Source organism: Bradyrhizobium sp. 21 (assembly GCF_023073335.1).
GTDB lineage: Bacteria > Pseudomonadota > Alphaproteobacteria > Rhizobiales > Xanthobacteraceae > Bradyrhizobium.
This window is the reverse complement of record NZ_JADPJG010000017.1, coordinates 36,582-60,848: the sequence shown is the minus strand read 5'-3', so window position 1 is coordinate 60,848 and position 24,267 is coordinate 36,582. Positions and strand designations below refer to the sequence as shown.

General features: G+C 64.6%; 28 protein-coding genes and 1 pseudogene. 21 read left to right on the top strand and 8 right to left on the bottom strand.

Going from position 1 to position 24,267, the window contains the following annotated elements; genetic code table 11:
* Positions 1–184: 184 nt before the first annotated feature.
* The 7 genes from rpsM (at position 185) to IVB31_RS18550 (ending at position 4,967) form a co-directional block, all read left to right on the top strand.
* Complete coding sequence (gene rpsM / locus IVB31_RS18580) at positions 185–553, top strand: 30S ribosomal protein S13 (RefSeq protein WP_092034909.1); 369 nt, start codon at positions 185–187, stop codon at positions 551–553.
* Between the two features lie 121 nt (positions 554–674).
* Positions 675–1,064, top strand: a complete 390-nt coding sequence (gene rpsK / locus IVB31_RS18575; protein WP_007603045.1) for a 30S ribosomal protein S11 — start codon at positions 675–677, stop codon at positions 1,062–1,064.
* A 111-nt stretch (positions 1,065–1,175) separates the two neighbouring features.
* Positions 1,176–2,207 carry a DNA-directed RNA polymerase subunit alpha gene (locus IVB31_RS18570; protein ID WP_247324948.1) on the top strand — a complete coding sequence of 344 codons (1,032 nt, stop codon included), beginning with the start codon at positions 1,176–1,178 and terminating at the stop codon, positions 2,205–2,207.
* Between the two features lie 200 nt (positions 2,208–2,407).
* Positions 2,408–2,824: a 50S ribosomal protein L17 gene (gene rplQ, locus IVB31_RS18565; protein ID WP_247324945.1), complete on the top strand. Its 417-nt coding sequence runs from the start codon at positions 2,408–2,410 to the stop codon at positions 2,822–2,824.
* Between the two features lie 122 nt (positions 2,825–2,946).
* Complete coding sequence (locus IVB31_RS18560) at positions 2,947–3,783, top strand: c-type cytochrome (RefSeq protein ID WP_247324943.1); 837 nt, start codon at positions 2,947–2,949, stop codon at positions 3,781–3,783.
* A gap of 80 nt (positions 3,784–3,863) precedes the next feature.
* Positions 3,864–4,652, top strand: a complete 789-nt coding sequence (locus IVB31_RS18555) for an SDR family oxidoreductase (protein WP_247324941.1) — start codon at positions 3,864–3,866, stop codon at positions 4,650–4,652.
* 9 nt (positions 4,653–4,661) lie between these two features.
* Complete coding sequence (locus IVB31_RS18550; RefSeq protein ID WP_247324938.1) at positions 4,662–4,967, top strand: DUF1330 domain-containing protein; 306 nt, start codon at positions 4,662–4,664, stop codon at positions 4,965–4,967.
* A 47-nt stretch (positions 4,968–5,014) separates the two neighbouring features.
* Here the strand turns inward: IVB31_RS18550 and IVB31_RS18545 are convergent, their stop codons facing one another.
* Positions 5,015–6,028 carry a zinc-binding alcohol dehydrogenase family protein gene (locus tag IVB31_RS18545; protein WP_247324936.1) on the bottom strand — a complete coding sequence of 338 codons (1,014 nt, stop codon included), beginning with the start codon at positions 6,026–6,028 and terminating at the stop codon, positions 5,015–5,017.
* A 121-nt stretch (positions 6,029–6,149) separates the two neighbouring features.
* Here IVB31_RS18545 and IVB31_RS18540 point away from each other — a divergent pair, with 121 nt between their 5' ends.
* Complete coding sequence (locus tag IVB31_RS18540; RefSeq protein ID WP_247324934.1) at positions 6,150–6,527, top strand: helix-turn-helix domain-containing protein; 378 nt, start codon at positions 6,150–6,152, stop codon at positions 6,525–6,527.
* 41 nt (positions 6,528–6,568) lie between these two features.
* Here the strand turns inward: IVB31_RS18540 and IVB31_RS18535 are convergent, their stop codons facing one another.
* Positions 6,569–8,170 carry an OprO/OprP family phosphate-selective porin gene (locus IVB31_RS18535; RefSeq protein ID WP_247324932.1) on the bottom strand — a complete coding sequence of 534 codons (1,602 nt, stop codon included), beginning with the start codon at positions 8,168–8,170 and terminating at the stop codon, positions 6,569–6,571.
* A gap of 312 nt (positions 8,171–8,482) precedes the next feature.
* Between IVB31_RS18535 and IVB31_RS18530 the strand changes: the two genes are divergently transcribed.
* The 4 genes from IVB31_RS18530 (at position 8,483) to IVB31_RS18515 (ending at position 12,825) form a co-directional block, all read left to right on the top strand.
* A complete protein-coding gene (locus tag IVB31_RS18530) occupies positions 8,483–9,889 on the top strand; it encodes a DegQ family serine endoprotease (protein ID WP_247324930.1) in 1,407 nt (468 codons plus the stop codon).
* The gene (locus IVB31_RS18525) at positions 9,886–11,220 is read left to right on the top strand and encodes a replication-associated recombination protein A (protein WP_247324927.1); all 1,335 of its coding nucleotides are present in this window, start codon (positions 9,886–9,888) and stop codon (positions 11,218–11,220) included. The genes IVB31_RS18530 and IVB31_RS18525 overlap by 4 nt, the downstream gene beginning before the upstream one ends.
* 76 nt (positions 11,221–11,296) lie before the next feature.
* Entirely contained in the window at positions 11,297–11,614 is a 318-nt protein-coding gene (locus tag IVB31_RS18520; RefSeq protein WP_247324924.1) for a HigA family addiction module antitoxin, read from the top strand.
* Positions 11,611–12,825 (top strand): RluA family pseudouridine synthase, encoded by a 1,215-nt coding sequence (locus tag IVB31_RS18515; protein WP_247324922.1) that lies wholly within the window; start codon positions 11,611–11,613, stop codon positions 12,823–12,825. The genes IVB31_RS18520 and IVB31_RS18515 overlap by 4 nt, the downstream gene beginning before the upstream one ends.
* A 46-nt stretch (positions 12,826–12,871) precedes the next feature.
* On the opposite strand, the gene IVB31_RS18510 is transcribed toward IVB31_RS18515, so the two are convergent.
* Positions 12,872–13,318: a hypothetical protein gene (locus IVB31_RS18510; RefSeq protein ID WP_247324921.1), complete on the bottom strand. Its 447-nt coding sequence runs from the start codon at positions 13,316–13,318 to the stop codon at positions 12,872–12,874.
* Positions 13,319–13,392: 74 nt separating this feature from the next.
* Between IVB31_RS18510 and IVB31_RS18505 the strand changes: the two genes are divergently transcribed.
* The 5 genes from IVB31_RS18505 (at position 13,393) to IVB31_RS18485 (ending at position 17,716) form a co-directional block, all read left to right on the top strand.
* The gene (locus IVB31_RS18505) at positions 13,393–14,187 is read left to right on the top strand and encodes an ATP12 family protein (protein ID WP_247324920.1); all 795 of its coding nucleotides are present in this window, start codon (positions 13,393–13,395) and stop codon (positions 14,185–14,187) included.
* A gap of 55 nt (positions 14,188–14,242) precedes the next feature.
* Entirely contained in the window at positions 14,243–15,850 is a 1,608-nt protein-coding gene (locus IVB31_RS18500; protein WP_247324919.1) for a flagellar hook-length control protein FliK, read from the top strand.
* Positions 15,847–16,107 (top strand): EscU/YscU/HrcU family type III secretion system export apparatus switch protein, encoded by a 261-nt coding sequence (locus tag IVB31_RS18495; RefSeq protein WP_247324918.1) that lies wholly within the window; start codon positions 15,847–15,849, stop codon positions 16,105–16,107. Before IVB31_RS18500 ends, IVB31_RS18495 begins: the two co-directional genes overlap by 4 nt.
* Before the next feature lie 72 nt (positions 16,108–16,179).
* Positions 16,180–16,998, top strand: a complete 819-nt coding sequence (blaOXA, locus tag IVB31_RS18490) for a class D beta-lactamase (RefSeq protein ID WP_247324917.1) — start codon at positions 16,180–16,182, stop codon at positions 16,996–16,998.
* 61 nt (positions 16,999–17,059) lie between these two features.
* Complete coding sequence (locus IVB31_RS18485; RefSeq protein WP_247324916.1) at positions 17,060–17,716, top strand: carboxymuconolactone decarboxylase family protein; 657 nt, start codon at positions 17,060–17,062, stop codon at positions 17,714–17,716.
* 149 nt (positions 17,717–17,865) lie between these two features.
* On the opposite strand, the gene IVB31_RS18480 is transcribed toward IVB31_RS18485, so the two are convergent.
* From IVB31_RS18480 to IVB31_RS18470, 3 genes are all read right to left on the bottom strand, one after another.
* On the bottom strand, positions 17,866–18,858 hold the full coding sequence (locus tag IVB31_RS18480) for a dienelactone hydrolase family protein (RefSeq protein WP_247324915.1): 993 nt from the start codon (positions 18,856–18,858) through the stop codon (positions 17,866–17,868).
* 78 nt (positions 18,859–18,936) lie between these two features.
* Positions 18,937–19,530 (bottom strand): hypothetical protein, encoded by a 594-nt coding sequence (locus tag IVB31_RS18475; RefSeq protein ID WP_247324912.1) that lies wholly within the window; start codon positions 19,528–19,530, stop codon positions 18,937–18,939.
* Positions 19,531–19,671: 141 nt separating this feature from the next.
* Positions 19,672–20,076, bottom strand: coding sequence for a DUF4260 domain-containing protein (locus tag IVB31_RS18470; RefSeq protein WP_247324911.1), 405 nt, complete (start codon positions 20,074–20,076; stop codon positions 19,672–19,674).
* Between the two features lie 149 nt (positions 20,077–20,225).
* Here IVB31_RS18470 and IVB31_RS18465 point away from each other — a divergent pair, with 149 nt between their 5' ends.
* Complete coding sequence (locus tag IVB31_RS18465) at positions 20,226–21,758, top strand: acyl-CoA carboxylase subunit beta (RefSeq protein WP_247324909.1); 1,533 nt, start codon at positions 20,226–20,228, stop codon at positions 21,756–21,758.
* 139 nt (positions 21,759–21,897) lie between these two features.
* A complete protein-coding gene (locus tag IVB31_RS18460) occupies positions 21,898–22,242 on the top strand; it encodes a hypothetical protein (protein ID WP_247324907.1) in 345 nt (114 codons plus the stop codon).
* Between the two features lie 16 nt (positions 22,243–22,258).
* Here the strand turns inward: IVB31_RS18460 and IVB31_RS18455 are convergent, their stop codons facing one another.
* Positions 22,259–22,426, bottom strand: a complete 168-nt coding sequence (locus IVB31_RS18455) for a hypothetical protein (protein WP_247324905.1) — start codon at positions 22,424–22,426, stop codon at positions 22,259–22,261.
* 94 nt (positions 22,427–22,520) lie between these two features.
* Entirely contained in the window at positions 22,521–23,171 is a 651-nt protein-coding gene (locus IVB31_RS18450; protein WP_247324903.1) for a glutathione S-transferase family protein, read from the bottom strand.
* A gap of 129 nt (positions 23,172–23,300) precedes the next feature.
* Here IVB31_RS18450 and IVB31_RS18445 point away from each other — a divergent pair.
* Both IVB31_RS18445 and IVB31_RS18440 read left to right on the top strand, forming a co-directional pair.
* A pseudogene (locus IVB31_RS18445) lies at positions 23,301–23,618 on the top strand (hypothetical protein).
* A 127-nt stretch (positions 23,619–23,745) separates the two neighbouring features.
* Entirely contained in the window at positions 23,746–24,024 is a 279-nt protein-coding gene (locus IVB31_RS18440) for a twin-arginine translocation signal domain-containing protein (protein ID WP_247324901.1), read from the top strand.
* Positions 24,025–24,267 lie beyond the last annotated feature (243 nt).

Sequence of the window (24,267 nt, the reverse complement as noted above, 5' to 3'; positions counted from 1 at the left end):
CGGTTGACGAAAGCCCCCTGAATCCCCTAATAAGCCCAGCATCCAAGTCGGATAGTTTCAAACGATGCCGGGCCCCAGGAAGACCAGGGGTGGGCGTCGTGTTCGCGTTTGTGAACACCTGCCCGAGAAACCAAGCACTTAAAGCCGGATTCCTGACGAGGGATCGGCGACAGGAGAGAAGGCCGTGGCCCGTATTGCCGGCGTGAACATTCCGACCAACAAGCGCGTGCTGATCGCGCTTCAGTATATCCATGGCATCGGCCAGAAGATCGCCGGTGAGATCATCGAGAAGGTGAAGATCCCCGAGGATCGTCGGGTCAACCAGCTCAGCGACGCCGAGGTGCTCCAGATCCGCGAAGTGATCGACCGCGACTATCTCGTCGAGGGCGACCTGCGTCGTGAGGTCGGCATCAACATCAAGCGTCTGATGGACCTCGGCTGCTATCGCGGCCTACGTCATCGTCGCGGCCTGCCGGTGCGCGGCCAGCGCACCCACACCAATGCGCGCACGCGCAAGGGTCCGGCCAAGGCCATCGCCGGCAAGAAGAAGTAAGTTTCGAATCCAATCGCGGCGTGTGGCGAAAGGGGATGACCCGTTCGCCACACGCCTTTCGTTCCACAGGTGTAGCCGCTGGCATTACGGCGGCGTTTGAGATCTTCAGGAAAGGTATTCAATGGGCAAGGAAGCCACCCGCGTTCGTCGTCGTGAGCGCAAGAACATCGCCTCCGGCGTCGCGCATGTGAACTCGTCGTTCAACAACACGACCATCACCATCACCGACGCGCAGGGCAACACGATTGCCTGGTCTTCCGCCGGCACGATGGGCTTCAAGGGCTCGCGCAAGTCGACCCCGTATGCCGCGCAGGTTGCCGCCGAGGACGTGTCCAAGAAGGCGCAGGAGCACGGCATGCGCACGCTGGAAGTCGAAGTTGCCGGTCCCGGTTCGGGTCGCGAATCGGCGCTCCGCGCGCTGCAGGCCGCGGGCTTCACCGTCACCTCCATCCGCGACGTGACCACGATCCCGCACAACGGTTGCCGTCCCCGCAAGCGTCGGCGCGTTTGATACGAAGTTGCGGGCGCACTGGCGCCCGCGATGACTTTTTGCAAAGCCGTGGGAATGATCTGCGGCCTTTCTCCAACGCCAGTGTCTGCAGCAGCAGTTTGACTGGCCGGTATGGGTGAAACAGTGACGATCCAGAAAAATTGGCAAGAACTGATTCGGCCGAACAAGCTGCAGGTACAGCCCGGCAGCGATTCGACCCGTTTCGCGACCATCGTCGCCGAGCCGCTCGAGCGCGGATTCGGCCAGACGCTCGGCAACGCGCTGCGCCGCATCCTGCTGTCCTCGCTCCAGGGCGCGGCGGTGCAGTCGGTGCACATCGACGGCGTGCTGCACGAGTTCTCCTCGATCGCGGGCGTTCGTGAGGACGTTACCGACATCGTCCTCAACATCAAGGACATCTCGATCAGGATGCAGGGCGAAGGCCCCAAGCGCATGGTCGTCAAGAAGTCCGGCCCGGGCGTCGTCACCGCCGGCGACATTCAGACTGTCGGCGACGTCGTCGTGCTCAACCCGGATTTGCAGATCTGCACCCTCGACGAGGGCGCCGAGATCCGCATGGAGTTCACGGTCGCCACCGGCAAGGGCTACGTGCCCGCCGAGCGCAACCGTCCCGAGGACGCGCCGATCGGCCTGATCCCGGTCGACAGCCTGTACTCGCCGGTCCGCAAGGTCTCCTACAAGGTCGAGAACACCCGTGAGGGCCAGATCCTCGACTACGACAAGCTGACCATGACGATCGAGACCAACGGCGCGCTGACGCCGGATGATTCCGTGGCCTACGCCGCGCGCATCCTGCAAGACCAGCTCAACGTGTTCGTCAACTTCGAAGAGCCGCGCAAGGAAGTCGCCCAGGAGATCATCCCGGACCTCGCCTTCAACCCGGCCTTCCTCAAGAAGGTGGACGAGCTCGAGTTGTCGGTGCGTTCGGCCAACTGCTTGAAGAACGACAACATCGTCTATATCGGCGACCTCGTGCAGAAGTCGGAAGCCGAAATGCTCCGCACACCGAACTTCGGTCGCAAGTCGTTGAACGAGATCAAGGAAGTGCTGGCCCAGATGGGTCTGCACCTTGGCATGGAAGTGCCGGGCTGGCCGCCGGAGAACATCGACGAGCTCGCCAAGCGTTTCGAGGATCACTACTGATCTACTTCACTGTCGTGGCCGGAGATTTCCGGCCACGATTTTCAAGCATGATCCGGAAAAGTGCGAAGCGGTTTTCCGATCAGATCATGCTCGAACCAAGAAGCGAAAGCGCATCGCGCTTCCGCGGGCGAACGCAGGCAGCCCACCTGAGCAAATGTCCGACGAACCGTCGCGACGAATGAAATTCAAGGAATAGAAAAATGCGTCACGGCAAGGTTCATCGCAAGCTCAACCGCACCGCCGAGCATCGCCGCGCGATGTTCGCCAACATGTGCGCCGCGCTGATCAAGCACGAGCAGATCGTCACCACGCTGCCCAAGGCCAAGGAGCTTCGCCCGATCGTCGAGAAGCTCGTCACCCTCGGCAAGAAGGGCGGGCTGGCCATGCGTCGCCAGGCGATCTCCGAGATGCGCGACAAGGATCAGGTCAGGAAGCTGTTCGACGTATTGGCGGCCCGCTACAAGGACCGCCAGGGCGGCTACACCCGCATCATCAAGGCCGGCTTCCGCTACGGCGACAACGCCGCGATGGCCGTGATCGAGTTCGTCGATCGCGACGTCGATGCCAAGGGCCTGGACTCCGGTCCGGTGCAGGAAAAGGAAGCCGAGGCGGCGTAAGCCGACCGGTACTGAATTTGAGAAAGCGGCGCCCCCTTGGGCGCCGCTTTTTTGTATGGCGCGGCGATTTCTCACGCCGCGCATCGTTTTGTTTGAGCGCGATTCCGGCCGAGGGGCTCTAGATGAGGACAGTGTTTGGGTTTGCGCTGGCGCTGCTGATGTCGGCGGCCTCTGGCGAGACGCCGGTCGAGCGCGGGGCCTATCTCGTCAACAGCGTGATGGTTTGCCACAACTGCCACACGCCGCGCGGACCGCAGGGCCTCGATCTCTCTCGCGCGCTGTCGGGCGGACAGACGTTTGACGAACCCGCATTCAAGGTCACGGGCTCCAACATCACGCCGGACAAGGACACCGGGATCGGCAACTGGAGCGATGCCGAGCTGAAGCGGTTTCTGGTCAGCGGCAACAGACCGAACGGGACCAAGGTCGCGCCGATCATGCCGACCGAGTTCTACACCGTGCTCACGGCCCGCGATCTCGACGCGCTCGTGGCTTATCTGCGCTCCGTGCCGCCGGTGCGCCACGAGACGCCGGCGGCGGAATACAAGATCGCGCTGAAGCCGGAAGCACCGACCTATGCTGGCAAGCAGGCGAGCGAGCAGGAACTAACCGACAAGCTCGCGCGCGGGCGCTATCTCCTGACCATCGCTCATTGCCTGGAATGCCACACGCCGGAAGGCGCGTCCGCCGTACACGATTTCGCAGCAGCGAGCGGCAAGGGGGGACGGACGTTCAAGGGGCCGTGGGGCGAATCCGTCTCCGCCAACATCACCGCGGATCCTGCCGTCGGCATCGGCGGATGGAGCGACGACGAAATCAAACGTGCGATTACGCAAGGCATCGCGCGCGACGGCCTCAAGCTCAAGCCGCCGATGGCCTATGCTGCTTATGCGACGATGACGGCGCAGGACCTCGACGCCATCGTCGCCTTTCTCAGGACGCTGCCGCCGCGCAACTGAATTCTCACGCGTCGGTGAGCGGTGATTGCACCCGCTCATGCAGCGCACGATATCTCCGCCAACATCAATGGAGATATCGCATGAACATCGACCTTTCCGGAACGACCGCCCTAGTGACCGGCTCGACCGCCGGCATCGGCCACGCCATCGCCAGGGGCCTTGCCGGCTCGGGTGCGAGCGTCGTGATCAACGGCCGCGGCCAGGACAAGGTCGATGCCGCCGTGCGCAAGCTGGAGACGGCGGGGGCCAAGGTCCGCGGCATTGCAGCCGACGTCTCGACCGCTGCGGGCTGCAAGGCGCTGGTCGCGGCGCTACCAGACGTCGACATCCTCATCAACAATGCCGGCATCTTTGAGCCGAAAGACTTCTTCGACATACCGGACGAGGACTGGAGCCGCTTCTTCGAGGTCAACGTCATGAGCGGCGTGCGTCTCTCGCGCGCGTATCTGAAGGGCATGCTGAAGCGTAACTGGGGCCGCGTCGTCTTCATCTCCTCGGAGTCCGGGCTCAACATTCCTGTCGAGATGATCCACTACGGCATGAGCAAGACCGCGCAGCTTTCGGTCGCGCGCGGCCTTGCGCAGCTCACACGCGGCACCGGCGTGACCGTCAACTCCGTGCTGCCGGGACCGACCATGTCCGAAGGTGTCGAGACGTTCGTGAAGGATCTCGCCAGGCAGAACGGCCAATCGCTCGACGAGGCCGCGGCCAATTTCGTCAAGCAGCACCGCCCGAGCTCGCTGATCCAGCGCTTTGCGAGTGTCGACGAAATCGCGAACATGGTGGTTTACGTCGCATCGAAAGAGGCGTCCGCGACCAATGGCGCGGCGTTGCGCGCCGAGGGCGGCATCGTCAACACCATCGCCTGAGGCCTGTGCATGCCGGCCTATGTGATCTCCGAGGTCGAGGTGCGCGATCAAGCCGCGATGGAGGCCTACCGCACGCTGGCCGCACAAACCATCGTGCAATATGGGGGGCGCTATCTCGTGCGCGGCGGCGCCGCCGAAGTGGTGGAAGGCGGCTCGCCGGCGAAGACCATCATCATCGTGGAGTTTCCCTCGATGGCGCGGGCACGCGAGTGGTATTCCTCGGCGGAATATGCCGAGGCGCTGAAGCTGCGGCAGACGGCGCTGGAGCGGCGGCTGTTGTTCGTCGAGGGCGTGGCGCCGGTCGCGGAATCGTAGGGTGGGTTACGCCTTCGGCTAATCCACCCTACGCAGCAACGATGCCGCTACCACCCCTCCAGCACAATCTTTCCGCGTGACTTCCCGCTCTCGAGCAGCGCATGCGCGCGCTTGAGGTTGGCTGCGTTAATCGTCCCAAATGTCTGGTCCAGCGTGGTGCGCAGCACGCCCTTGTCGATGAGGTCGGCGACGTCGTTGAGCAGATGATGCTGCGCGATCATGTCGGGCGTCTGGAACGAGGAGCGCGTGAACATCGATTCCCAGTGCACCGAGATCGCCTTGCCCTTGAACGTGCTCATGGTGAACTCCGGGGGATCGTCGATCAGGCCGAACCGGCCCTGCGGCGCCATGAATTCGGCGATCGCCTTGTAGTGCTGGTCGGTGAAAGTGAGGCTCGCCACCAGCGCGACCGGCGGCAGCTTCAGCTTCTCGATCTGCTCTTTCATCGGCTTGCCGTGGTCGATCACCGCGTGCGCGCCGAGATCGAGACACCATTTTTGCGACTCCGGACGTGTCGCGGTCGCGAGCACCGTCAGCCCGGTGAGGCGGCGGGCGAGCTGAATCAGGATCGAGCCCACGCCGCCGGCGCCGCCCGTGATCAGCAGCGTGCGCGGATCGACGCTCTTGCCCGGCACCGCGCCGAGCCGGTCGAACAGCAATTCCCAGGCGGTGATGGAGGTGAGGGGAAGGGCGGTGGCTTGCGCGAACGACAGGCTGTTCGGCTTGTTGCCCACGATACGCTCGTCGACCAGATGGAATTCGGCATTGGTGCCCTGGCGCAGGATCGAGCCGGCGTAGAACACCTCGTCGCCCGGCTTGAACAGCGTGACATCAGGGCCGACGGCATCGACTACGCCGGCCGCGTCATAGCCCAAAATCTTCATCTCGCCCTCGGGGGGCGCGGCGCGCTTGCGCACCTTGTAGTCGACCGGATTGGCCGAGATCGCCTTCACGGCGACGCGGATGTCGCGTCCGCTGGGATCCAGCTTTGCGGTCTCGAAATCGATCAGCGCGTTCTGATCCTCGATCGGAAGCGATTTTTTGTAGCCGACGGCCTTCATGGCTTGTCTCCATCAGATGGCGTGCTCGCCTGCCGTCCTAACTGTCGCCACGGCTCCGATTTGGCAAGTACTGTAAATTCGGGGATATAGTCCCTGTTTGGATACTATTGGGAAAACACGTATGAAACGGCGCAATTTTGCCCATCGTCCCGGCTGCTCGGTCGAGGCGACGCTAGACCTGATCGACGGCAAGTGGAAAGGCGTGATCCTGTACCACCTCCAGGGCGGCACCCAGCGTTTCGGCGAATTGCGTCGCCGGATGCCCAGCATCACCCAGCGCATGCTCACAAAACAGCTTCGCGCGCTGGAGGAGGACAAGCTCGTCATCCGCAAGGTCTATGCCGAGGTGCCGCCGCGCGTCGAGTATCGCCTCTCCGAACTCGGCGAGAGCCTGCGGCCGGTGATCGACATCCTGAAGGCCTGGGGCGAGAGCCATCAGCAGCGGCTATCCTGCGCGCCGCCCCCGGTCGTCGTCAGGAAACCGAAGCGCGCTGCATAGATATCCGGGAGCGGACCGTGCCGCTCCCGGAAGAGATCACCTCAGAACGCGAACTGCGTACGCATCGCGACCGCGTCGAACTTCGAGCCGACATCGGCGGTCGAGACCGGCGAGGCCTGCCTCGACACCGTGCCATGCAAATAGTCCAACATGAAACGGACGTTGCCGTTGACGTACCAGTTCAGCGCCGCCGTGTAGACGGTCTGCCGGCCGCCTGCGATGCCGGTGGCGGTCCCGAACTGATCGTTGAGGTCGAGCGTCGAGAAGCGCCCCGCGATTTCCCACGCACCCCAGCCGCCACCCTCGAGCGAGAACGGGTGCGCCGGCTTGACGCCGCCATAGGCCGCGTTCGCCGCGTTGTAGCTGCGGCCCTCGCCCGTCAGCACGTAGCCGGCCTGCGCATAGCCGCCCTGGAATTTGAGGCTCGGCGCCCCCAGCGGCGGTAGGCCAGTGTTGGCGCCCCGATCGATGTTGTACCAGAAATATTCGCCCTGCAGGATCAGCGGTCCGTAGGTGGCGGCCGCTTCGACGCTGTAGACCTGCGCGCCGGAGGCATTGGCGATCGCGCCGGTCGTAGTCAGTACCGTCGGATCGATGCGCAGCTCGGGGCGGTCGCTGAGCGTGACCGTCTGCGCACCCGTCACCATATTGCGCGACGGCTGGATCAGCCATTCGGCGTTTCCGCCGAGATGGACCGAATAATCCTTGCCGCTGACGACTTGGCCGGCAACGCGGGCGACCGCGCCATACTGCTCGGTCGCGCCGTTCGGCGCTACGCTCGACGCCGAGTGGATTGCACCCGTGGCCGGACCGGTCACATAGGCGCCGGCCCAGAACACGTCGTTGTACCAGCGCGTGCCGACGGCCGAGCGGAAGTCGCCGGCGGCGATGTTGGTGGCAACGATGCCCGCAGAGGCGCGCTCCATGAACATGATGTCATTGGAGCTCGTGGCTTCATCGAGCGTGTAGGGCAGGTCCATGATGCCGCCTTCGATGGCCATCTTGCCGCCGAACGGCTTCAACCCCGTGTAGCTCAGATAGGCGTTCTCCAGGCCCGACAGGCCGCCACCGGGCAGCGATCCCGGTGCTGCCCCACCAAATCCGTCGGATGAGCCGCCGAAGTCGTAGACCAGGGCGAAATTCCAATCGTTGAAGAACTTGCCGGCCAGACCAATGCGCGCGCGGCGGACGTTCTCGCCGCTGTCGAGCTTTTGCGGCACGGTCGCCGCCGTGTTGGGACGATAGTCGTAGCCGCCGACATCCCAATGCACACGGCCGGTGATGGCGACGCAGTTCGCCTGGTCGGCGGTGCAGATGGTGGGCCGATTGTTCGGCATGGTCACGACGACGCCGGATGCCGGCGCGGGACCCTTGAGCGGGATCGCCGCATTGGCATTGGCGACAACGGCCTTCGCTTCGGAACGCGCCTCCGCCTTCGCTTCGGTCCTGGCCTTCGCCGCGGCCGCGGTATTCGCGGCGGTTTGGCTCTGGATCTTGTCGAGCTTCTGTTCCAGCATCTTCAACTGCTGCTTCAGGAGCGCGATCTCCTGCTCGCTGCTGCTCGTCGATTGGGCCTGGGCCTGCGAGGCCACCAGCGCGCCGGCGAGACCAATCGCCGTGGCTGCAATTCTTGTCCTGCTCACGTCATGACTCCATCGTTTGACCAACTTCCCCAAGTCGCTACGAGAGAGCCTAGGTATGATCGATGACTGTCCCGCGACGCTGCGCCCGGTTGCGTGGGTTCCCATTGATGCAAATTCGTCGCAACCGAATCCGCTCGCCACCACAATGCAAGATGATGCGTATCATGCCAATCCACCGGCCCAGCAAATCGCGATTTCGCACGCGGGGCGTGCATGCCGGACACACCAAACGGGGTCGAATAATGCCGCTCGGCGCCCTTCTATTGGGAGGCGAACGCGCCTATATTCCGGCGTCTTTTCCGAGAGGTAGGAATGTTTCGATCGACCCGGACCGCCGTCGCCACGGCATTGTGCATAGCGTTTTCAGCCCACTTCAATGCGGCCGGCGCTCAGGATCGTCGTGTGCCGTCCTCGCCGGCCGAGCTGCGGCTGTCCTATGCGCCGATCGTGCAGCGGGTGCAGCCGGCGGTCGTCAATGTCTATGCCGCCAAGGTGGTGCAGAACCGCAATCCGCTGCTCGATGATCCGATCTTCCGCCGCTTCTTCGGCGTGCCCGGCCAGCAGCAGGAGCAGGTGCAACGCTCGCTTGGTTCGGGCGTGATCGTCGATGCATCCGGGCTCGTCGTCACCAACGTCCATGTCATCGAAGGCGCCGACCAGGTCAAGGTGTCGCTGTCGGACAAGCGCGAGTTTGAGGCCGAGATCGTCCTGAAGGACTCTCGCAGCGATCTCGCAGTGCTACGCCTGAAGGACACCAAAGAGAAGTTTCCGGCTCTCGAGTTCACCAATTCGGACGAGCTGATGGTGGGCGACGTCGTGATGGCGATCGGCAATCCCTTCGGCGTCGGCCAGACCGTGACTCACGGCATCATCTCGGCGCTGGCGCGCACGCAGGTCGGCATCACCGACTACCAGTTCTTCATCCAGACCGATGCCGCGATCAATCCTGGCAATTCCGGCGGCGCGCTGGTCGACATGGGTGGCAAACTCGCCGGCATCAACACCGCGATCTATTCGCGCTCCGGCGGTTCGCAGGGCATCGGCTTCGCGATCCCCGCCAATATGGTGCGCGTCGTCGTCGCGTCTGCCAAGGGCGGCGGCAAGGCCGTGAAGCGGCCGTGGCTCGGCGCCAAATTGCAGGCGGTGACGCCCGAGATCGCGGAGAGCCTCGGCCTGCGTTCGCCGACCGGCGCGCTGGTCGCGAGCGTGGTGTCGAACGGCCCCGCGGCGAAGGCCGGTTTGAAATCCTCCGATCTCATCATCGGGATCGACGGCCAGACCGTGGACGATCCCAACGCGTTCGACTATCGCTTCGCGACCCGCCCGCTCGGTGGCACGGCGCAGATCGACGTGCAGCGCGGCGGCAAGCCGGTCAAGCTGACAGTGGCGCTGGAAACAGCGCCGGACAACGGCCGCAACGAGCTCGTCGTCACCGCGCGCTCGCCGTTCCAGGGCGCGAAGGTCTCGACCATCACGCCGGCGGTCGCCGACGAGCTGCATCTGGACGCCGACACCGAAGGCGTCGTGATCACCGATCTCGGTGACGACAGCGCCGCCGCGAATGTCGGGTTCCAGAAGGGCGACATCATTCAGACGGTCAACAGCCAGAAGATCGCCAAGACAGCGGACCTCGAAAAGGCCACGGGCGAGCGCCCGCGGGTCTGGCGTATCACGCTGGTGCGCGGCGGCCAGCAAATCAACGTCACGCTGGGCGGATGAGTCCGAAGCGGCCACAGGAGTCACAATCGCTCTTCGCCGCGGCGGGGCTGGAGCACGAGGCTCCGCATCCGCTGCCGGATCGTTTGCGCCCGCGCAGCCTCTCGGAGGTCGTCGGCCAGGATCATATCCTGGGCCCGGACGGCGCACTCACGCGCATGCTGGAGACGCGCACGCTCGGCTCGCTGGTGTTCTGGGGACCGCCCGGCACCGGCAAGACGACCGTGGCGCGGCTGCTTGCGGATGCGACGGATCTGCATTTCGAGCAGATCTCCGCAGTGTTCTCCGGCGTCGCCGACCTGAAGAAAGCCTTTGAGGCCGCGCGCGGGCGCCGCGAGATGGGCAAGGGCACGCTGCTCTTCGTCGACGAGGTGCATCGTTTCAACCGTGCCCAGCAGGACTCGTTTCTCCCCGTGATGGAAGACGGCACGGTGGTCATGGTCGGCGCCACCACCGAAAATCCGTCCTTCGAGCTCAACGCGGCGCTCCTGTCTCGCGCGCGCGTGCTGGTGTTTCGCTCGCTCGATGCCGCCGCGATCGAAAAGCTGTTCGCGCATGCCGAGGATGTCGAGGGCCGCAAGCTACCGCTCGATGAGGAGGCGCGCGCGGTGCTGGTACGCATGGCCGATGGCGATGGCCGCGCCTCGCTGACGCTCGTCGAGGAGGTCTGGCGCGCTGCACGCAAGGACGAGATTTTCGACGCCGCGCAGTTGCAGGAGATTTTGCAGCGCCGTGCGCCCATCTACGACAAGTCGGCCGACGGCCACTACAATTTGATCTCGGCGTTGCATAAATCGGTGCGCGGCTCCGATCCCGATGCCGCGCTGTATTACCTCGCGCGCATGCTGGATGCCGGTGAGGACCCGCTGTTCCTGGCCCGTCGCGTCGTGCGCATGGCGGTGGAGGACATCGGACTTGCCGATCCGCAGGCGCTCGTCATTGCCAATGCGGCGAAAGACGCCTTCGACTTCCTCGGCCATCCCGAGGGCGAGCTCGCCATCGCGCAGGCCGTGGTCTATCTCGCCACCGCGCCGAAATCGAACGCGGTCTACACCGCCTTCGGCACGGCAATGCGGGTCGCCAAACAGGCCGGCTCACTGCTGCCGCCAAAACACATCCTCAATTCCCCGACCAAGCTGATGAAGTCGGAAGGCTACGGCGCAGCTTACGAATACGACCACGACACCCCAGAGGCCTTCTCCGGCCAGGACTACTTTCCGGAGGCGCTCGGCCGCCAGACCTTCTACGACCCGCCCGAGCGCGGTTTCGAGCGGGAGATCAGGAAGCGGCTGGATTACTGGGCCAAGCTGCGGAAGGAGCGGGACGGGAAGTAGGGCTTTTGACCCACCGCGTGAGTACTTTTACGGTTTACGTAACCCGTAAATCTTGCTACTCGGCGGAGGAATTCCCATGCCCCACGCACCCACACATCCCGGCGAACAGCTTGCCGAAGAATTGCGAGAGCTCGGCATCACGGCCGCGGAGCTGTCGCGTCAGATCGACGTGCCGGTCAATCGCATCACCGGCATCATCAACGGGCAGCGCGGCATTACCGCCGATACGGCGCTACGCCTTGGCCATTGGTTTGGCACCAGTCCGCAATTCTGGATGAACCTGCAACAGCAATATGAGCTGCGGCTGGCGGAGAAGGAGATCGGCGCGCAGGTTGCGTCGCTGCCCCGCCGTGCCAGCGCGCAGTCGACACGAAAGCTTGGAAAAACCGCATGAGCCGCCGCATCAAGAGAATGAACCCAAAGCCCCGTGAGCGCGATGAGCGCAAGGAGGCACGTCCGTTCAAGGCGGGCGGTGCGAAGAAGGCAGGGTCGCGTCCCGGCGCCAAGCTGGGCGGCAGGCCGCCGCGCTTTGCTGCCGAACGCGCCGAGCGGCGTGCGCCAGAACCTGCGCTGGAAAAGGTTGCGCCGGCAAAGCCCGTCGAGGTGCTGCTCCCGACCAAGGTGGAGACCGTCAAGGTGACCGCCGACGAGAACAACATGCGCGTCGATCGTTTCCTCGAGGCGCGTTTTCCCGGCCTGTCGTTCTCCCACATCCAGCGCGTCGTGCGCAAAGGCGAGCTGCGCGTCGACGGCAAGCGCGTCGACAGCAAGGATCGGCTGGAGGAAGGCCAGAGCGTCCGCATTCCGCCGCTGAAGCTCGACACGCCGAAGGCGGCCAGCCCGCTCTCGGAGGCCGCGGAAAAGACGCTTGCCGCGCTGAAAGAGATGACGATCTACGAGGACGATGACGTTCTCGTGCTGAACAAGCCGTTCGGGCTTGCCGTGCAGGGCGGCTCAGGCACGACGCGACACATCGACCAGATGCTGGAGGTGATGCGCGATTCCAAGGGGCAGAAGCCGCGGCTGGTGCACCGGATTGACAAGGACACGTCCGGCTGTCTCCTGGTCGCGAAGACCCGCTTTGCCGCCTCGCATCTGACCGGCGCGTTCCGCTCGCGGTCGGCGCGAAAAACCTATTGGGCGCTGGTGCCGGGACTGCCGAAGCCGAAGCAGGGCCGCATCTCGACCTTCCTCGCCAAGGAGGAGAGCGAGGACGACACCATCATGCGGATCGCCCAGCATGGCGACGAGGGCGCGAGCCACGCGGTGACCTATTACGCGGTGGTCGAGACCGCCGGCAACAAGCTGACCTGGGTGTCGCTGAAGCCGGTGACGGGGCGCACCCACCAGCTCCGCGCTCACATGGAGCACATCGGCCACCCCATCGTCGGCGATCCCAAATATTTCAACATCGAGAACTGGCAACTGCCGGGCGGCCTGCAAAACCGGCTGCACCTTCTGGCGCGCCGCATCGTCATCCCGCATCCGCGCGGCGGCGTCATTGATGCCACCGCGCCGTTGCCGCAGCACATGCAGCAGTCGTGGAATTTGCTCGGGCTCGATGCAAGCCGGTTTGATCCGATCGAGAATGCACCGGAGGAGTAGCGGCGAGCGCAGCAATGACGGCGGCGAGGCAGCGGCGGTCGCCGCTTCAATTCCGAAACTGCTCCAGAAACATCCGCAAGCTGTCATGCGGGCTCTCGATGTCCGTGATCAGCCAGCCCTCCGGCCCGTTGACCAGGATGAAGCTCAACGTGACCCGCCGGCCGCGGTTGTCGAAATTTGCCGCGACGTAGGTCTTGTCGTACTGCCTGCGAATGACCGCGATGGCGACGGGGCCGAGCTTCCAGCTCGGGCTCTGCACCAGGAAATCGTAGGGCTCGACCCGCGGCGCGGACCACATCTTGCGTAAGGAGGGGTCGAAGAATTGCCGGGCGGTGGCGGCATCCCGCGGCAGGCCCTTTGAAAGCTCCGGCGCGCCCTGGCCGTAATGGGCATAGACGTTGCGGACCAGCGATTCCGGGGTGCGAAAGTCGGCCTCCGCCGGGCCCGGCCCAAACCCGGCGAGCAGGGCCACGATGCCCGCAAGTTCCCTCATGCCTCCCGCTCGCTTTATCGGCCGCCGGTCTTACCTTACAAGCCTAGCATTGAGTGATCGGGGCCGAAAACCAGATGCGCGAATTGTTCGATGAGATGGCGGGGAAGTCTCCGCTCGATCCGCAGGAGGCGGTCCGGCAGGCCTCGCGCGTGCCGTTGCGCAAGCGCTTCTACAAGGAGGTGGGGGTCGCCGAGGCCGAAGGTGGCTTCGCCATCAACCTCGATGGCAAGCCGATCCGCACGCCGTCCAGGCGCCAGGTGGTCATCCCTTCGCGCGCGCTAGCCGACGCAGTGGCCGCGGAATGGGCGGCCCAAGGCGAGACGATCAATCCCATGACCATGCCGCTGACGCGGATCGCCAACAGTGTGGTCGAGGGCGTCGTGGAGCGCGTCGATCTCGTCAGCGAGGACCTGGCAAAATACTTCCAGACTGACATGCTGTTCTATCGCGCCGGTGATCCAGAGGGGCTGGTTGCCCGAGAAGCCGCGCATTGGGACCCCGTGCTGTTCTGGGCCGCGCAGACGCTGGGGGCGCATTTCATCCTGTCCGAGGGCATCATGCATGTGAAGCAGCCGGATGAGGCTGTCCGAGCCGCGCGTGCGGCACTGCCGGAGGATGCCTGGTCGGTCGCCGCCCTCCACGTGATCACCACCCTGACCGGCTCGGCGCTGCTGGCGCTGGCGCTTGCCCATGGCGTGCGCGACGCCGACCAGGTCTGGGCGGCAGCCTATGTCGATGAGGACTGGAACGCCGAGAAATGGGGCGAGGACGAAGAAGCGGCCGCGCGCCGCGCCGCCCGACTGAGGGATTTCAAGGCTGCGGTCCAGGTCCTGGCGGCGGTAAAGCCGCCCTCGGCCGAAGGTCCTTAACGAGAGGTTTACGACGCAGGCGTTAGGGTGGCCCGTGCTCCTGGGGCCCCTCGCGATGCCGACGCCGATAAGCTCGATTCTCCCCGTCAGTGCCGCCAGCCCTGTTGCTGACGCGGCGACGCCCGATCTTGTGCTGCAGGCCGGCAACGTGGTCGACGCCAGAGTGGTCAGCCTGCTCGCCGATAATCTGGTGCGGATCGCGATCGCCAACCTCTCGATGGATGTGATGTCCGAGGTGGCGCTGACACCAGGCCAAAATCTCCAGCTTGCGGTGTCGCAGAACGGCGGCACCATCCGGCTCGCCGTCATGGGCGGGGCAGGTGAGGCGGCTGCCGATCAGGTCACGCTGACGCCAGCTGCAGCCTCCCTGGTGGATAGCCCACCGATTGCGCCGTCAGCGGGCACGGCGCGCAATACCCTGACTCCGTCCGAACAGGCTGCCGTCGCGACGGCCTCTGCCGAGGCCGCGACGAAACAGGGCAGCCAGGCGCCGCTGTTCGCCAATCTGGCCGCGGTGGTCACCGGCAGCGATCTTCCGGCAGGGCTGAAGCAGGCGATGCTGGGCGTGCTGGCGCAACAGACGCCGCTCAACGCCGGACTCGATGGCGGCGACATCGAATCCGCCTTTCAGAAGTCCGGGCTGCTCCTCGAAGCCTCGCTCGCCGCAGGCGCGCCGCCGTCCTCCGGAACGATGCCGGATTTGAAAGCCGCGCTGCTGGTGCTGCGGCAGACGCTGACGACGCTTGAGGCCGCCGCGCCACAGGTGCAAGGTGCCGCCCTTCCAGCTGGTACCGTGGCGGCACCGCAGGTCGCTGCCGCGCAGACGCAGGCTGCCCAGGGCGCATTGCTGTCAACCGACCCCGAGATCGCCCAACCGCCGCAAATGCCGCGCAGCGCCAATCTCGCGGCCTCTGTGTTGGCGGACATCGCTGGCGGTGCTCCGCAGGCCGCGATGCCGAGGACGATGACCGCAGGCCTTGCCGCGAGCCTACTGCAAGAGATCACGCAAAACCTGCCGCGCATGATGGGCAATTTGCCGGGCTCGAACAAGGCCGTGCCCGACGGACATATTTTCGAAGCTGCCGCGCACGCGACGCCACCGCCGGTTCGCGGCGCGTTGCCCTCGCCGCAATCCATCGCCTCGCCGTCACTCGCACCGGATACGCCGCTCGCTGCGACCGTGCATCGCCTGCTCGACGACACCGATGCCGCGATCGCGCGCCAGACCTTGCTCCAGGTCGCTTCGCTCCCCGATCGAGTCGATGCCAGCGGTCACAGGATCGATCAGACCACGCCGCAGTGGAATTTCGAGATCCCCTTTGCAACGCCGCAGGGCACCGCAATGGCGCAGTTCGAGATCTCGCGCGACGGCGGCAACGAATCCGCCGATCCCGCCAAGCGCGCCTGGCGCGCGCGGTTCACGCTCAATGTCGAGCCGGCCGGCCCCGTGCACGCCTTGATCACTCTGAACGGCGACAAGACTTTTGTGCGGATGTGGGCGGAGCGGCCAGCGACGGCGCAGCAGCTCCGCGCCGGAATCGGTGAGCTCAACCAGGCGCTGACCAGGGCCGAACTCAAGCCCGGCGATATCCTGGTCCGCGACGGCACCCCGCCACAGCCCGCACCGGCCCGCGCCGGCCACTTCCTGGATCGCGCCACATGAGCGATCCATCCAAGCTCGCAATTGCGCTGCATTACGAGAAGGGCTCTGGCGCGCCTGTCGTCGTCGCCAAGGGCAAGGGTACGATCGGCGAAAAGATCGTCGAGATCGCCAAGGCCAACGACATCCCGATCGAGGAAAACGAGATCCTGGCCGGCGCGCTCTCCAAGGTCGAGCTCGGCGAGGAGATCCCGCCGGACCTCTACAAGGCCGTCGCGGAAGTCCTGGTGTTCGTGCTGCGGCTGTCGGGGCGGCGATAGCGCGCTGTCATCGTTTCACCACGATAGCGGCTGCATGGTCGCCGCGACCTCATCGCACAACGGACATCGCCCTTGCTGACCCGCCGTTCCACCCTCGGTCTTCTCGCCGCAGCCGTCACCATGCCGTCGCGTGCGTTCGCCCATGTCGCGCCTCCGCGCAATGAGATCCGCGACAGCCTCGCCAAACGTTTCACCGATCTCGGCACATCAGGCACCTTCGTCGGCTACAAGGTCGAGGATTATCTGATCGTCGCGAGCGACAAGGAGCGGTCGGGCGAGGCCAAGCTGCCGGCCTCCACGTTCAAGATTCCGAACTCGCTGATTGCGCTGGAGACCGGCGTCGTCGTCGATCCCGACAAGGACGTATTTCCGTGGGACGGTGTGAAGCGACCGATCGAGGCCTGGAACAAGGACCACACGCTGCGTAGCGCGATCGCTGTCAGTGCCGTGCCGGTCTATCAGGAGATCGCGCGCCGGATCGGGCAGGAGCGCATGCAGAAATATGTCGATCTGTTCGACTACGGCAATCGCGACATCGGCGGCGGCATCGACCAGTTCTGGCTGACGGGCGCCTTGCGCATCGACCCGGTCGAGCAGGTCGATTTCGTCGACCGGCTGCGCCGCCGCACGCTGCCGATTTCGAAGCGCAGCCAGGATCTCGTCGCTGACATCCTGCCGGTGACCAAGGTCGGCGACAGCGTCATTCGCGCCAAGTCCGGGCTGCTTGGCGCCGAGCGCGGCGAGCCGTCGCTTGGCTGGATGGTGGGCTGGGCCGAGAAGGGCGAGGCGCACACCGTGTTCGCGCTCAACATGGACTGCAAGGAACAGCGTCTGGTCGGGGAGCGCATGCCGCTGACGCAAGCCTGCCTTGCCGAGATCGGCGCGATCTAGCGTGACGGCGCTGGTGCCGCTCGACTAGCATTCCCCGGCCAAGGGAAACCGGGAGGACACGATGAATTCAACGCCACTCTGGCTGTCGTCGCTCACGTTGGCCGCAGCGGGCGGCTGGCTTGCCGCGACCATGTTTGCCGGTCCCGCCACCAGCAAGGAGCCGCGCTTTCCGCAGCTCACGATGGACCAGCTCGACGCGAAGCAAAAGCCGCTCGGCGAGCAGATCATGAAGGTGTCGAGCGTCGGCATCGGCGGTCCCTACAATCCGATGATCCGCAGCCCCGTGCTCGGCCAGCGCCTGTTCGACCTGTTCCACTATCTGCGCTGGGAGAGCTCAGTCCCGACAAAACTCAACGAGTTCGCGATCCTGATCATCGGGCGGCAATGGCGCTCGCAGGTCGAGTGGTACGCCCATGCGCCGCTCGCGGCGAAGGCGGGCCTGTCGCCCGACATTATCGCGGAGCTGAAGGCCAATAAGCGGCCGTCGAAGATGGCCGAGGACGAGGCCGTGGTCTACGATTTCGTCACCGAGCTCACCACGGCCAAGAAGGTCGGCGACGAAACCTATGCGCGCGCGAAGAAGGTGTTCAACGACCAGCAGATCGTCGACCTCACTGCGGTCGCCGGCAATTACGTGATGGTCGCGATGCTGCTGGCAATGGCGGAGGAGACCGTGCCGCCGGACAAGCAGGAGCCGTTCAAGCCCGGCGAGCCGTAGGGCGCGCAGCTTTTTTGCGGCCATCCTTCGACGCGCCCGCTTTCGGAGGTCTGCTCAGGATGAGGTCTTGCTGCGCGGAGAGAAGTCAGACCCTCATGGTGAGGAGCCCGCAAAGCGGGCGTCTCGAACCATGCAGGCCGCGCTGCTTCTCAACCCAGCTTGAACAACGCCTGCAAAAACTCTTGCACGGCCTTGCGCGACTCGGCGGCTGTCGCTGGATTGCCGCCGACATGCGGGTTCAGCTCGACGCAAGCATCCTGGTAGGTAAACGGCGCTTTCGTCTCGCCATTCATCAACACGCCGCCGTCGCCTTCTCTAATCTGGCAGTTGCGCACGGTCTGCGCGCCCGTGGAGACGGAGACAATGTTGACGCCGAGCAGGCCGCTGTCAAAGCCGTGCGCGCTGTCGGGGTATTCGGTCAACACCACGTCGCGACCGGCCGTCTTGAGCTGCTCGACGAAGGCCTTGCAGCTCTTCACAGGATTGTAGTCGTCGGGCGTGCCGTGGAAGATGCGGATTGGGCGCGCGGCGATGTCCGTGTCCTTCTGATAGGTCGTCGAGCAATCCGGATAGAACGGAATGTAGGCGGCGAACTGGACGCCGGACTTGTTCCAGAGCTTGTTGAAGCGCTCCAGGCTGGCATAGAGCGTCGCCTGTCCGCCGCGTGAAAAGCCCATCAACACGATACGTTCAGGGTCGACGCGCGGGTGCTTCGCAAGAATCTCCAGCGAGCGGTAGATGTCGACGATCAGGTTGAGCCGGCCGAGCAGGGCCTGGTTCGGTCCGACCACCGTCAGCCCGCGGCCGGTAAAACCGTCGATCACGAAGGTCGAGATGCCCATGGCGTTGAACGCATGCACCCAGGCTTCCGTGGTGGCGCCGACGCCGCTGGAGCCGTGCATCAGCACCACGACGGGCAGCTTGCCGCTGCCTTGCGCGACGCGGAATTCGCCCGCGACCGTCACCGGCTTGCCGGCCGCGGCGTCGCCGCTGAGGAATTGCTGGTCGGAGAGGGTCAGCGAAGGGATTGGGTAGATTTCGGCGCGGGTGGCGACTTCCCTTGGAAGGGATTGTGCGTTGGCAAGCACGGTTGAAACGCAAAGCGCAATGAGCGCCATAGCGACGCGGAATGCCGCCGGCATGGGATCCTCCCCTATGATTTTTGCAGAGTAGAGCAACAGGCCCGTGCCCTGTCAATTTGACACGGCAAGCAGCCCGCCTCAGGCTCGATCGGTCTTCTTCACCGTCAGCGCCTGGTCGATCGCAAAGCCGCCGATCTCGCTCATCGCCTGCGAGATCACGTCGCCCTTGCGGGCGAAGCCGGCGGAGAGGAAATCGAACTGGGTGCGGGCCAGCCGCAGCACCTCGATCGGCACGGAGACGACGGTCTCGTTGAAACTGTCGACGGAGGCTTGCAGCGTCTCCAGCTCGCTCGTGAGCTTACCGATATGGCCCTCCGCATGCTCCATCAGGCCGAGCAGCTTGCCGCGCTCGGCGTCGAACGCCGCGCGCTCGGCGGCCGCGGCCGCGGTGACCTCGGCAAGCTGGCTGCGCAGGCCGTCAATTTGCTTGACCATGGCGTCGGACGCCATCTCACCGGCCTCGCGCAGCTCGGTGTTGCGTGTGTTCTCTTCGTGCTCCCTGTGATAGAGGCGCTCCGCCGACATCGCCCGCTGCGCCAGCGACTCGATCAGCGCGGCCGCGCGCAGCAGCATCTCGCCGTTCCGCCCCGACACCATGCTGGCCATTCGCCGCAGGAAATCGACGGTTTCGGACGACGAGCTCGGCGGCAGGGGGACGACCGTCGCGGACATGAGGTGATGCTTGCAGCCAGACGTGATGGACCGCCGCCGTACCGACTGGGCTCACGCAACATTCGGCGCCTGATCGTAAGCCTGGAGCAAGCCTGAATCGGCAGGCCGGGTCAACCGGGCAGGACCAGATTTGCGGCTGTGTCAGCCGTCCTTCTGCCGGCCGATCCGGCCGAGATGGGTGAAGCCGAACCCGGCCGAATATTTCAGACCATAGCCCAGCGCCCGGTCGAAGCCGATATGGGCGAGCCAGATCATGGCGATGGACAAGGTAAGGGGGGAGGCGAGACCAAAACCCAGCGTCAGCAGCGTCACGGGGGCCATGTAGCTGTGGACGGCGTTGTAGACCAATGCGCCGAATCTGGCGTCGGCGAGGTAGGCCAGAAAGCTCAAATCGGGCACGAAGAAGAGCAGGGCGAACACCAGCCAGGAGCCGTCCCAGGTCCAGTAGAGCATCACCATCCCCGCAAACAGGGTCAGGCCCTCCAGCCGCAGCAGGATGTTGACGCCGCCGGTCGCAGCGCCCGTCTCGGCCGTTCCTTCGGTCATGCTCGCCTCCCGGTCAATACTTTGTAATTCCTTGCGCTTTGGCGCTGCGGCAAGGCAGCCTTGCGACGCCGAAAGCCGCTTCCCGGCCCGTAAAATGGCGTGTTAGAACCCCCGGCAATCGCATTTAGGCTAAGAACTGGCGGGAGCAAATGAAGAATATCCTGGACGCCCTCGAAGACCGTCGCGCCGGCGCCAAGCTCGGCGGCGGGGAGAAGCGCATCGAGGCGCAGCACGCCCGCGGCAAGCTGACCGCCCGCGAGCGTATCGAGCTGCTGCTCGACAAGGGATCGTTCGAGGAATTCGACATGTTCGTCGAGCACCGCTCCACCGAGTTCGGCATGGAGAAGAACAAGGTCCCCGGCGACGGCGTCGTCACCGGCTGGGGCACCGTCAACGGCCGCAAGACCTTTGTGTTCGCCAAGGATTTTACCGTGTTCGGCGGCTCGCTCTCGGAAACGCACGCGCTGAAAATTACGAAACTCCAGGATATGGCGATGAAGGCGAGGGCGCCCATCATCGGCCTCTATGACGCGGGCGGCGCCCGCATCCAGGAGGGCGTCGCCGCGCTCGCCGGCTATTCCTACGTGTTCCGCCGCAACGTGCTCGCCTCCGGCGTGATCCCGCAGATCTCCGTCATCATGGGCCCCTGCGCCGGCGGCGACGTCTATTCGCCGGCCATGACCGACTTCATCTTCATGGTGAAGAACACCAGCTACATGTTCGTCACCGGCCCCGACGTGGTGAAGACCGTCACCAACGAGGTCGTCACCGCGGAAGAACTCGGCGGTGCCTCGGTGCACGCCACGCGCTCCTCGATCGCCGATGGCGCCTTCGAGAACGACGTCGAGACGCTGTTGCAGATGCGGCGCCTGATCGACTTCCTGCCGTCCAACAACACCGACGGCGTGCCGGAATGGCCGAGTTTTGACGACATCGGCCGCCTCGACATGTCGCTCGACACGCTGATCCCCGACAATCCAAACAAGCCTTACGACATGAAGGAATTGATCCTGAAGGTCGTCGACGAGGGCGACTTCTTCGAGATCGCCGACCTGTTCGCCAAGAACATCGTCACCGGCTTCGGCCGCATCGCCGGGCGCACCGTCGGCTTCGTCGCCAACCAGCCGATGGTGCTGGCCGGCGTGCTCGACAGCGATGCCTCGCGGAAAGCGGCGCGCTTCGTCCGCTTCTGCGACGCCTTCAACATCCCGATCGTCACCTTCGTCGACGTGCCGGGCTTCCTGCCCGGTACCGCGCAGGAATATGGCGGCCTGATCAAGCACGGCGCAAAACTGCTGTTCGCGTATTCGCAGTGCACCGTGCCGCTGGTGACCATCATCACCCGCAAGGCCTATGGCGGCGCCTTCGACGTCATGGCTTCGAAGGAAATCGGCGCCGACATGAACTACGCTTGGCCGACCGCCCAGATCGCGGTGATGGGCGCCAAGGGTGCAGTCGAGATCATCTTCCGCTCGGACATCGGTGACCCCGATAAGATCGCCGCGCGCACCAAGGAATACGAAGACCGCTTCCTGTCGCCCTTCATCGCCGCCGAGCGCGGCTACATCGACGACGTCATCATGCCGCACTCGACAAGGAAGCGGATCGCGCGGGCGCTGGCGATGCTGAAGGACAAGAAGGTCGAGATGCCGGCGAAGAAGCACGACAATTTGCCGTTGTAGAGAGAGTTGTAGAGTGGGTTAGGCGAAGCCGTAACCCACCGGCTGAACCGACCACGCGTCACGATCTTGGTGGATTACGCCGAGCGATGCGCTTCGCATCTGCGGGGCTAACCCACCCTACGGGTTCGATCTGATTCCCATGACCGACGATCCGACCGACGAAATCTCCGACATCGAAGCCCGGATCGAGCGGCTCGCCGCGATCGCTGAGCGATGCCGGAAGTACATCCTGGCGTCCAAGATCGCCATCGGCGGCGGCGCCGCGCTGTTGTTGATCACGATCCTCGGCCTGTTTGGATTTGGTCAGACTGCTGCGCTCGGGTCGATCGCGCTGGTGCTGGGCGGGATCGTGTCGCTCGGCTCGAATGTCAGCACGTTGCGGCAGACGGATGATGCGATCAGTGCAGCGGAGGCGCGCCGTTCGGCGTTGATCGGGAGCTTCGACCTTCGCGTGGTCGCCGATACGCCGATGAAGCTGGTGTAACCGCGCGACGCACGCTTTACGCGGCAGGCCTGTGCGCGGCAGACCTGTGCGTCAGCACCTGCAACTCCGTGCGGCATTCGGCTGCGAACGCCTGAAGGCGTTCGGCGGTCTGCCGGTCGAGGATCGCCTTTGCCAGTCGTTCGGCGCGGGCGAGCTGGTCTTTGAGATATTCGATGCGGGCCATGTTTCACCTTTCCGCCCTGATAAACTGAAGCCATCTGCTTCGCTTCGATGGCCATGAGCGTATGGCAGATGTCGGGTCGGTTATGTGAGGCGCCTCACGCAGATCGTGCCTTATCTGCCGCGGCGAAATGCGCCATCTGGTCTGCGTGGGCTTTCGCGAACGCTGGGCGGCCTATGGCGCGCGCGACGTAGGCGCGGCAGGCGGGACTGTCCGCCAGCCCGTCGAAGCTATCGACGACGCGCAGCACGTCCGACATCAGGATATCGGCGACGGAGAACGACCCCGCCAGCCATTCGCGACCGGCCAACACTGGCTCGAGATGCTTGAGGCGAAGCTTGAGGAAGTCGTCCACGAATTTCCACGCCGCCGTATCGGTCGGATGGCCCATGAACTTCGACATTCCCCAGGGCAGGCTCGCCATCTCCACCGAATTGAGTGCGGCAAACACCCATTCCGTCGCTTCACTGCGGCCGCGCGGATCTGTTGGCATCAGCTTCGCGCTGAGCCCGCCCAGATGCAGCAGGATCGCGCCGCTTTCGAAGATCGAGAGGCCGCCGTCGGTGAGCCACGGCACCTGACCGAACGGTTGATGCGCGAGATGCGCGGGGCCCTTGTCGCCGGACACTCTCGCAACGCGATAGGGCAGGGCTGCTTCTTCGAGCGCCCAGCGCACCCGGAGGTCGCGGACGAAACCGCGCGGGGGCTCGGGAACCCAATCGAAGGTGGTGAGCGTGAGGTCGGCCATTCGCTGTCTCCGTGTCTTGGTTCGAAGCAAAGGACGAGCGAAGGGCGCACATTCCGACACCGGTGCCACTCTTTTTTGTCGTCCGGACGTAACCGGCTATTCTCACGCCAAACAACAGGAGGAAATCCGATGCCGTCAGCGTTCTTCGTCGTCCGCGCCATTGTCACTGATGCCGGCAAGCGCGCCGCCTTCGACAGGGGGTACGAGACGGAACATGTGCCCGAGGCGGTGAAGGCGCGTTCGGCGTGAGCAAAGCCTGGCAGTTCTGGAGCCTCGACGATCCCTCGCTGCATCAGGCCATGTATCCGTTCGAGAAACGAGGCTGCGCTGCACGCCATGCTGAAGGGCCACGCGCTGACGCAACTGGTGGCTGATTTCAACCGCGATTGGCCCGACATCACGCGCACGCGCGAGTTGCTGGTGCTGGCGCAGGAGTTCGGCAAGTAGCGCCCGGACGACGGGCCGTCATTGTTAGAGTCGCAACGAACCTGAACGCGCGATTCAGCTTCGGTTCATATCGTCACCGCGACACTTCCTCTGCATCACTGGCACGACCATCCAAGAGGAAAGAGTCATGGAGCGCCGGAACTTTTTAAAATTTGCAATCGGTGTCGCGGCCGGAGCTGCCGCGTTCACGACCACCGCGAAGGCTGCGCCACTGGCGCCGCAGCCGCTCGGTGATCCCCGCATGCCGCAAGGCAATCCCGATGCTCATCCCGCAGTCACCAGCAGCGAAGAGGCGGCGCAGTTGAAGCCGGAGCAGGTGCACTGGCACGGCCACCACCGTCATTGGGGTTGGCGGCGCCGTCACTGGGGCTGGCATCGCCGGCGATGGCACCGCCGCCATTGGTAAGCTTCGCGCAAGCCAGCTTTGAGCGGGGACCGCGATCGCGGTCCCCGTTCTGATTCGAAACATCCCGGTGCGACGTCAGGCGTCCAAAAAGAAAATGGCCGCGCAGGCTTTCGCCGCGCGGCCACTTCGTTGCGAAAAAAAGAGATCAGTACGGGCGGCAGCGGCCGGCGTACCAGCGGAAGCCATAGGGGCACACGCGCGGACGCACCACGACGACCGGGGCAGGAGCGGGCGCCACAACGA

Coding starts and splice junctions, on each gene's coding strand:
- IVB31_RS18480 (WP_247324915.1), bottom strand. CDS start 18,858: ATGCCGGCGGCATTCCGCGTCGCTATGGCGCTCATTGCGCTTTGCGTT.
- IVB31_RS18450 (WP_247324903.1), bottom strand. CDS start 23,171: ATGGCCGACCTCACGCTCACCACCTTCGATTGGGTTCCCGAGCCCCCG.
- IVB31_RS18525 (WP_247324927.1), top strand. CDS start 9,886: ATGAGTCCGAAGCGGCCACAGGAGTCACAATCGCTCTTCGCCGCGGCG.
- IVB31_RS18520 (WP_247324924.1), top strand. CDS start 11,297: ATGCCCCACGCACCCACACATCCCGGCGAACAGCTTGCCGAAGAATTG.
- IVB31_RS18460 (WP_247324907.1), top strand. CDS start 21,898: ATGACCGACGATCCGACCGACGAAATCTCCGACATCGAAGCCCGGATC.
- rplQ (WP_247324945.1), top strand. CDS start 2,408: ATGCGTCACGGCAAGGTTCATCGCAAGCTCAACCGCACCGCCGAGCAT.
- IVB31_RS18485 (WP_247324916.1), top strand. CDS start 17,060: ATGAATTCAACGCCACTCTGGCTGTCGTCGCTCACGTTGGCCGCAGCG.
- IVB31_RS18475 (WP_247324912.1), bottom strand. CDS start 19,530: ATGTCCGCGACGGTCGTCCCCCTGCCGCCGAGCTCGTCGTCCGAAACC.
- IVB31_RS18455 (WP_247324905.1), bottom strand. CDS start 22,426: ATGGCCCGCATCGAATATCTCAAAGACCAGCTCGCCCGCGCCGAACGA.
- IVB31_RS18530 (WP_247324930.1), top strand. CDS start 8,483: ATGTTTCGATCGACCCGGACCGCCGTCGCCACGGCATTGTGCATAGCG.
- IVB31_RS18545 (WP_247324936.1), bottom strand. CDS start 6,028: ATGAAGGCCGTCGGCTACAAAAAATCGCTTCCGATCGAGGATCAGAAC.
- IVB31_RS18505 (WP_247324920.1), top strand. CDS start 13,393: ATGCGCGAATTGTTCGATGAGATGGCGGGGAAGTCTCCGCTCGATCCG.
- rpsK (WP_007603045.1), top strand. CDS start 675: ATGGGCAAGGAAGCCACCCGCGTTCGTCGTCGTGAGCGCAAGAACATC.
- IVB31_RS18465 (WP_247324909.1), top strand. CDS start 20,226: ATGAAGAATATCCTGGACGCCCTCGAAGACCGTCGCGCCGGCGCCAAG.
- IVB31_RS18555 (WP_247324941.1), top strand. CDS start 3,864: ATGAACATCGACCTTTCCGGAACGACCGCCCTAGTGACCGGCTCGACC.
- IVB31_RS18570 (WP_247324948.1), top strand. CDS start 1,176: ATGGGTGAAACAGTGACGATCCAGAAAAATTGGCAAGAACTGATTCGG.
- IVB31_RS18560 (WP_247324943.1), top strand. CDS start 2,947: ATGAGGACAGTGTTTGGGTTTGCGCTGGCGCTGCTGATGTCGGCGGCC.
- IVB31_RS18550 (WP_247324938.1), top strand. CDS start 4,662: ATGCCGGCCTATGTGATCTCCGAGGTCGAGGTGCGCGATCAAGCCGCG.
- IVB31_RS18500 (WP_247324919.1), top strand. CDS start 14,243: ATGCCGACGCCGATAAGCTCGATTCTCCCCGTCAGTGCCGCCAGCCCT.
- IVB31_RS18495 (WP_247324918.1), top strand. CDS start 15,847: ATGAGCGATCCATCCAAGCTCGCAATTGCGCTGCATTACGAGAAGGGC.
- IVB31_RS18540 (WP_247324934.1), top strand. CDS start 6,150: ATGAAACGGCGCAATTTTGCCCATCGTCCCGGCTGCTCGGTCGAGGCG.
- IVB31_RS18515 (WP_247324922.1), top strand. CDS start 11,611: ATGAGCCGCCGCATCAAGAGAATGAACCCAAAGCCCCGTGAGCGCGAT.
- IVB31_RS18470 (WP_247324911.1), bottom strand. CDS start 20,076: ATGACCGAAGGAACGGCCGAGACGGGCGCTGCGACCGGCGGCGTCAAC.
- IVB31_RS18510 (WP_247324921.1), bottom strand. CDS start 13,318: ATGAGGGAACTTGCGGGCATCGTGGCCCTGCTCGCCGGGTTTGGGCCG.
- IVB31_RS18440 (WP_247324901.1), top strand. CDS start 23,746: ATGGAGCGCCGGAACTTTTTAAAATTTGCAATCGGTGTCGCGGCCGGA.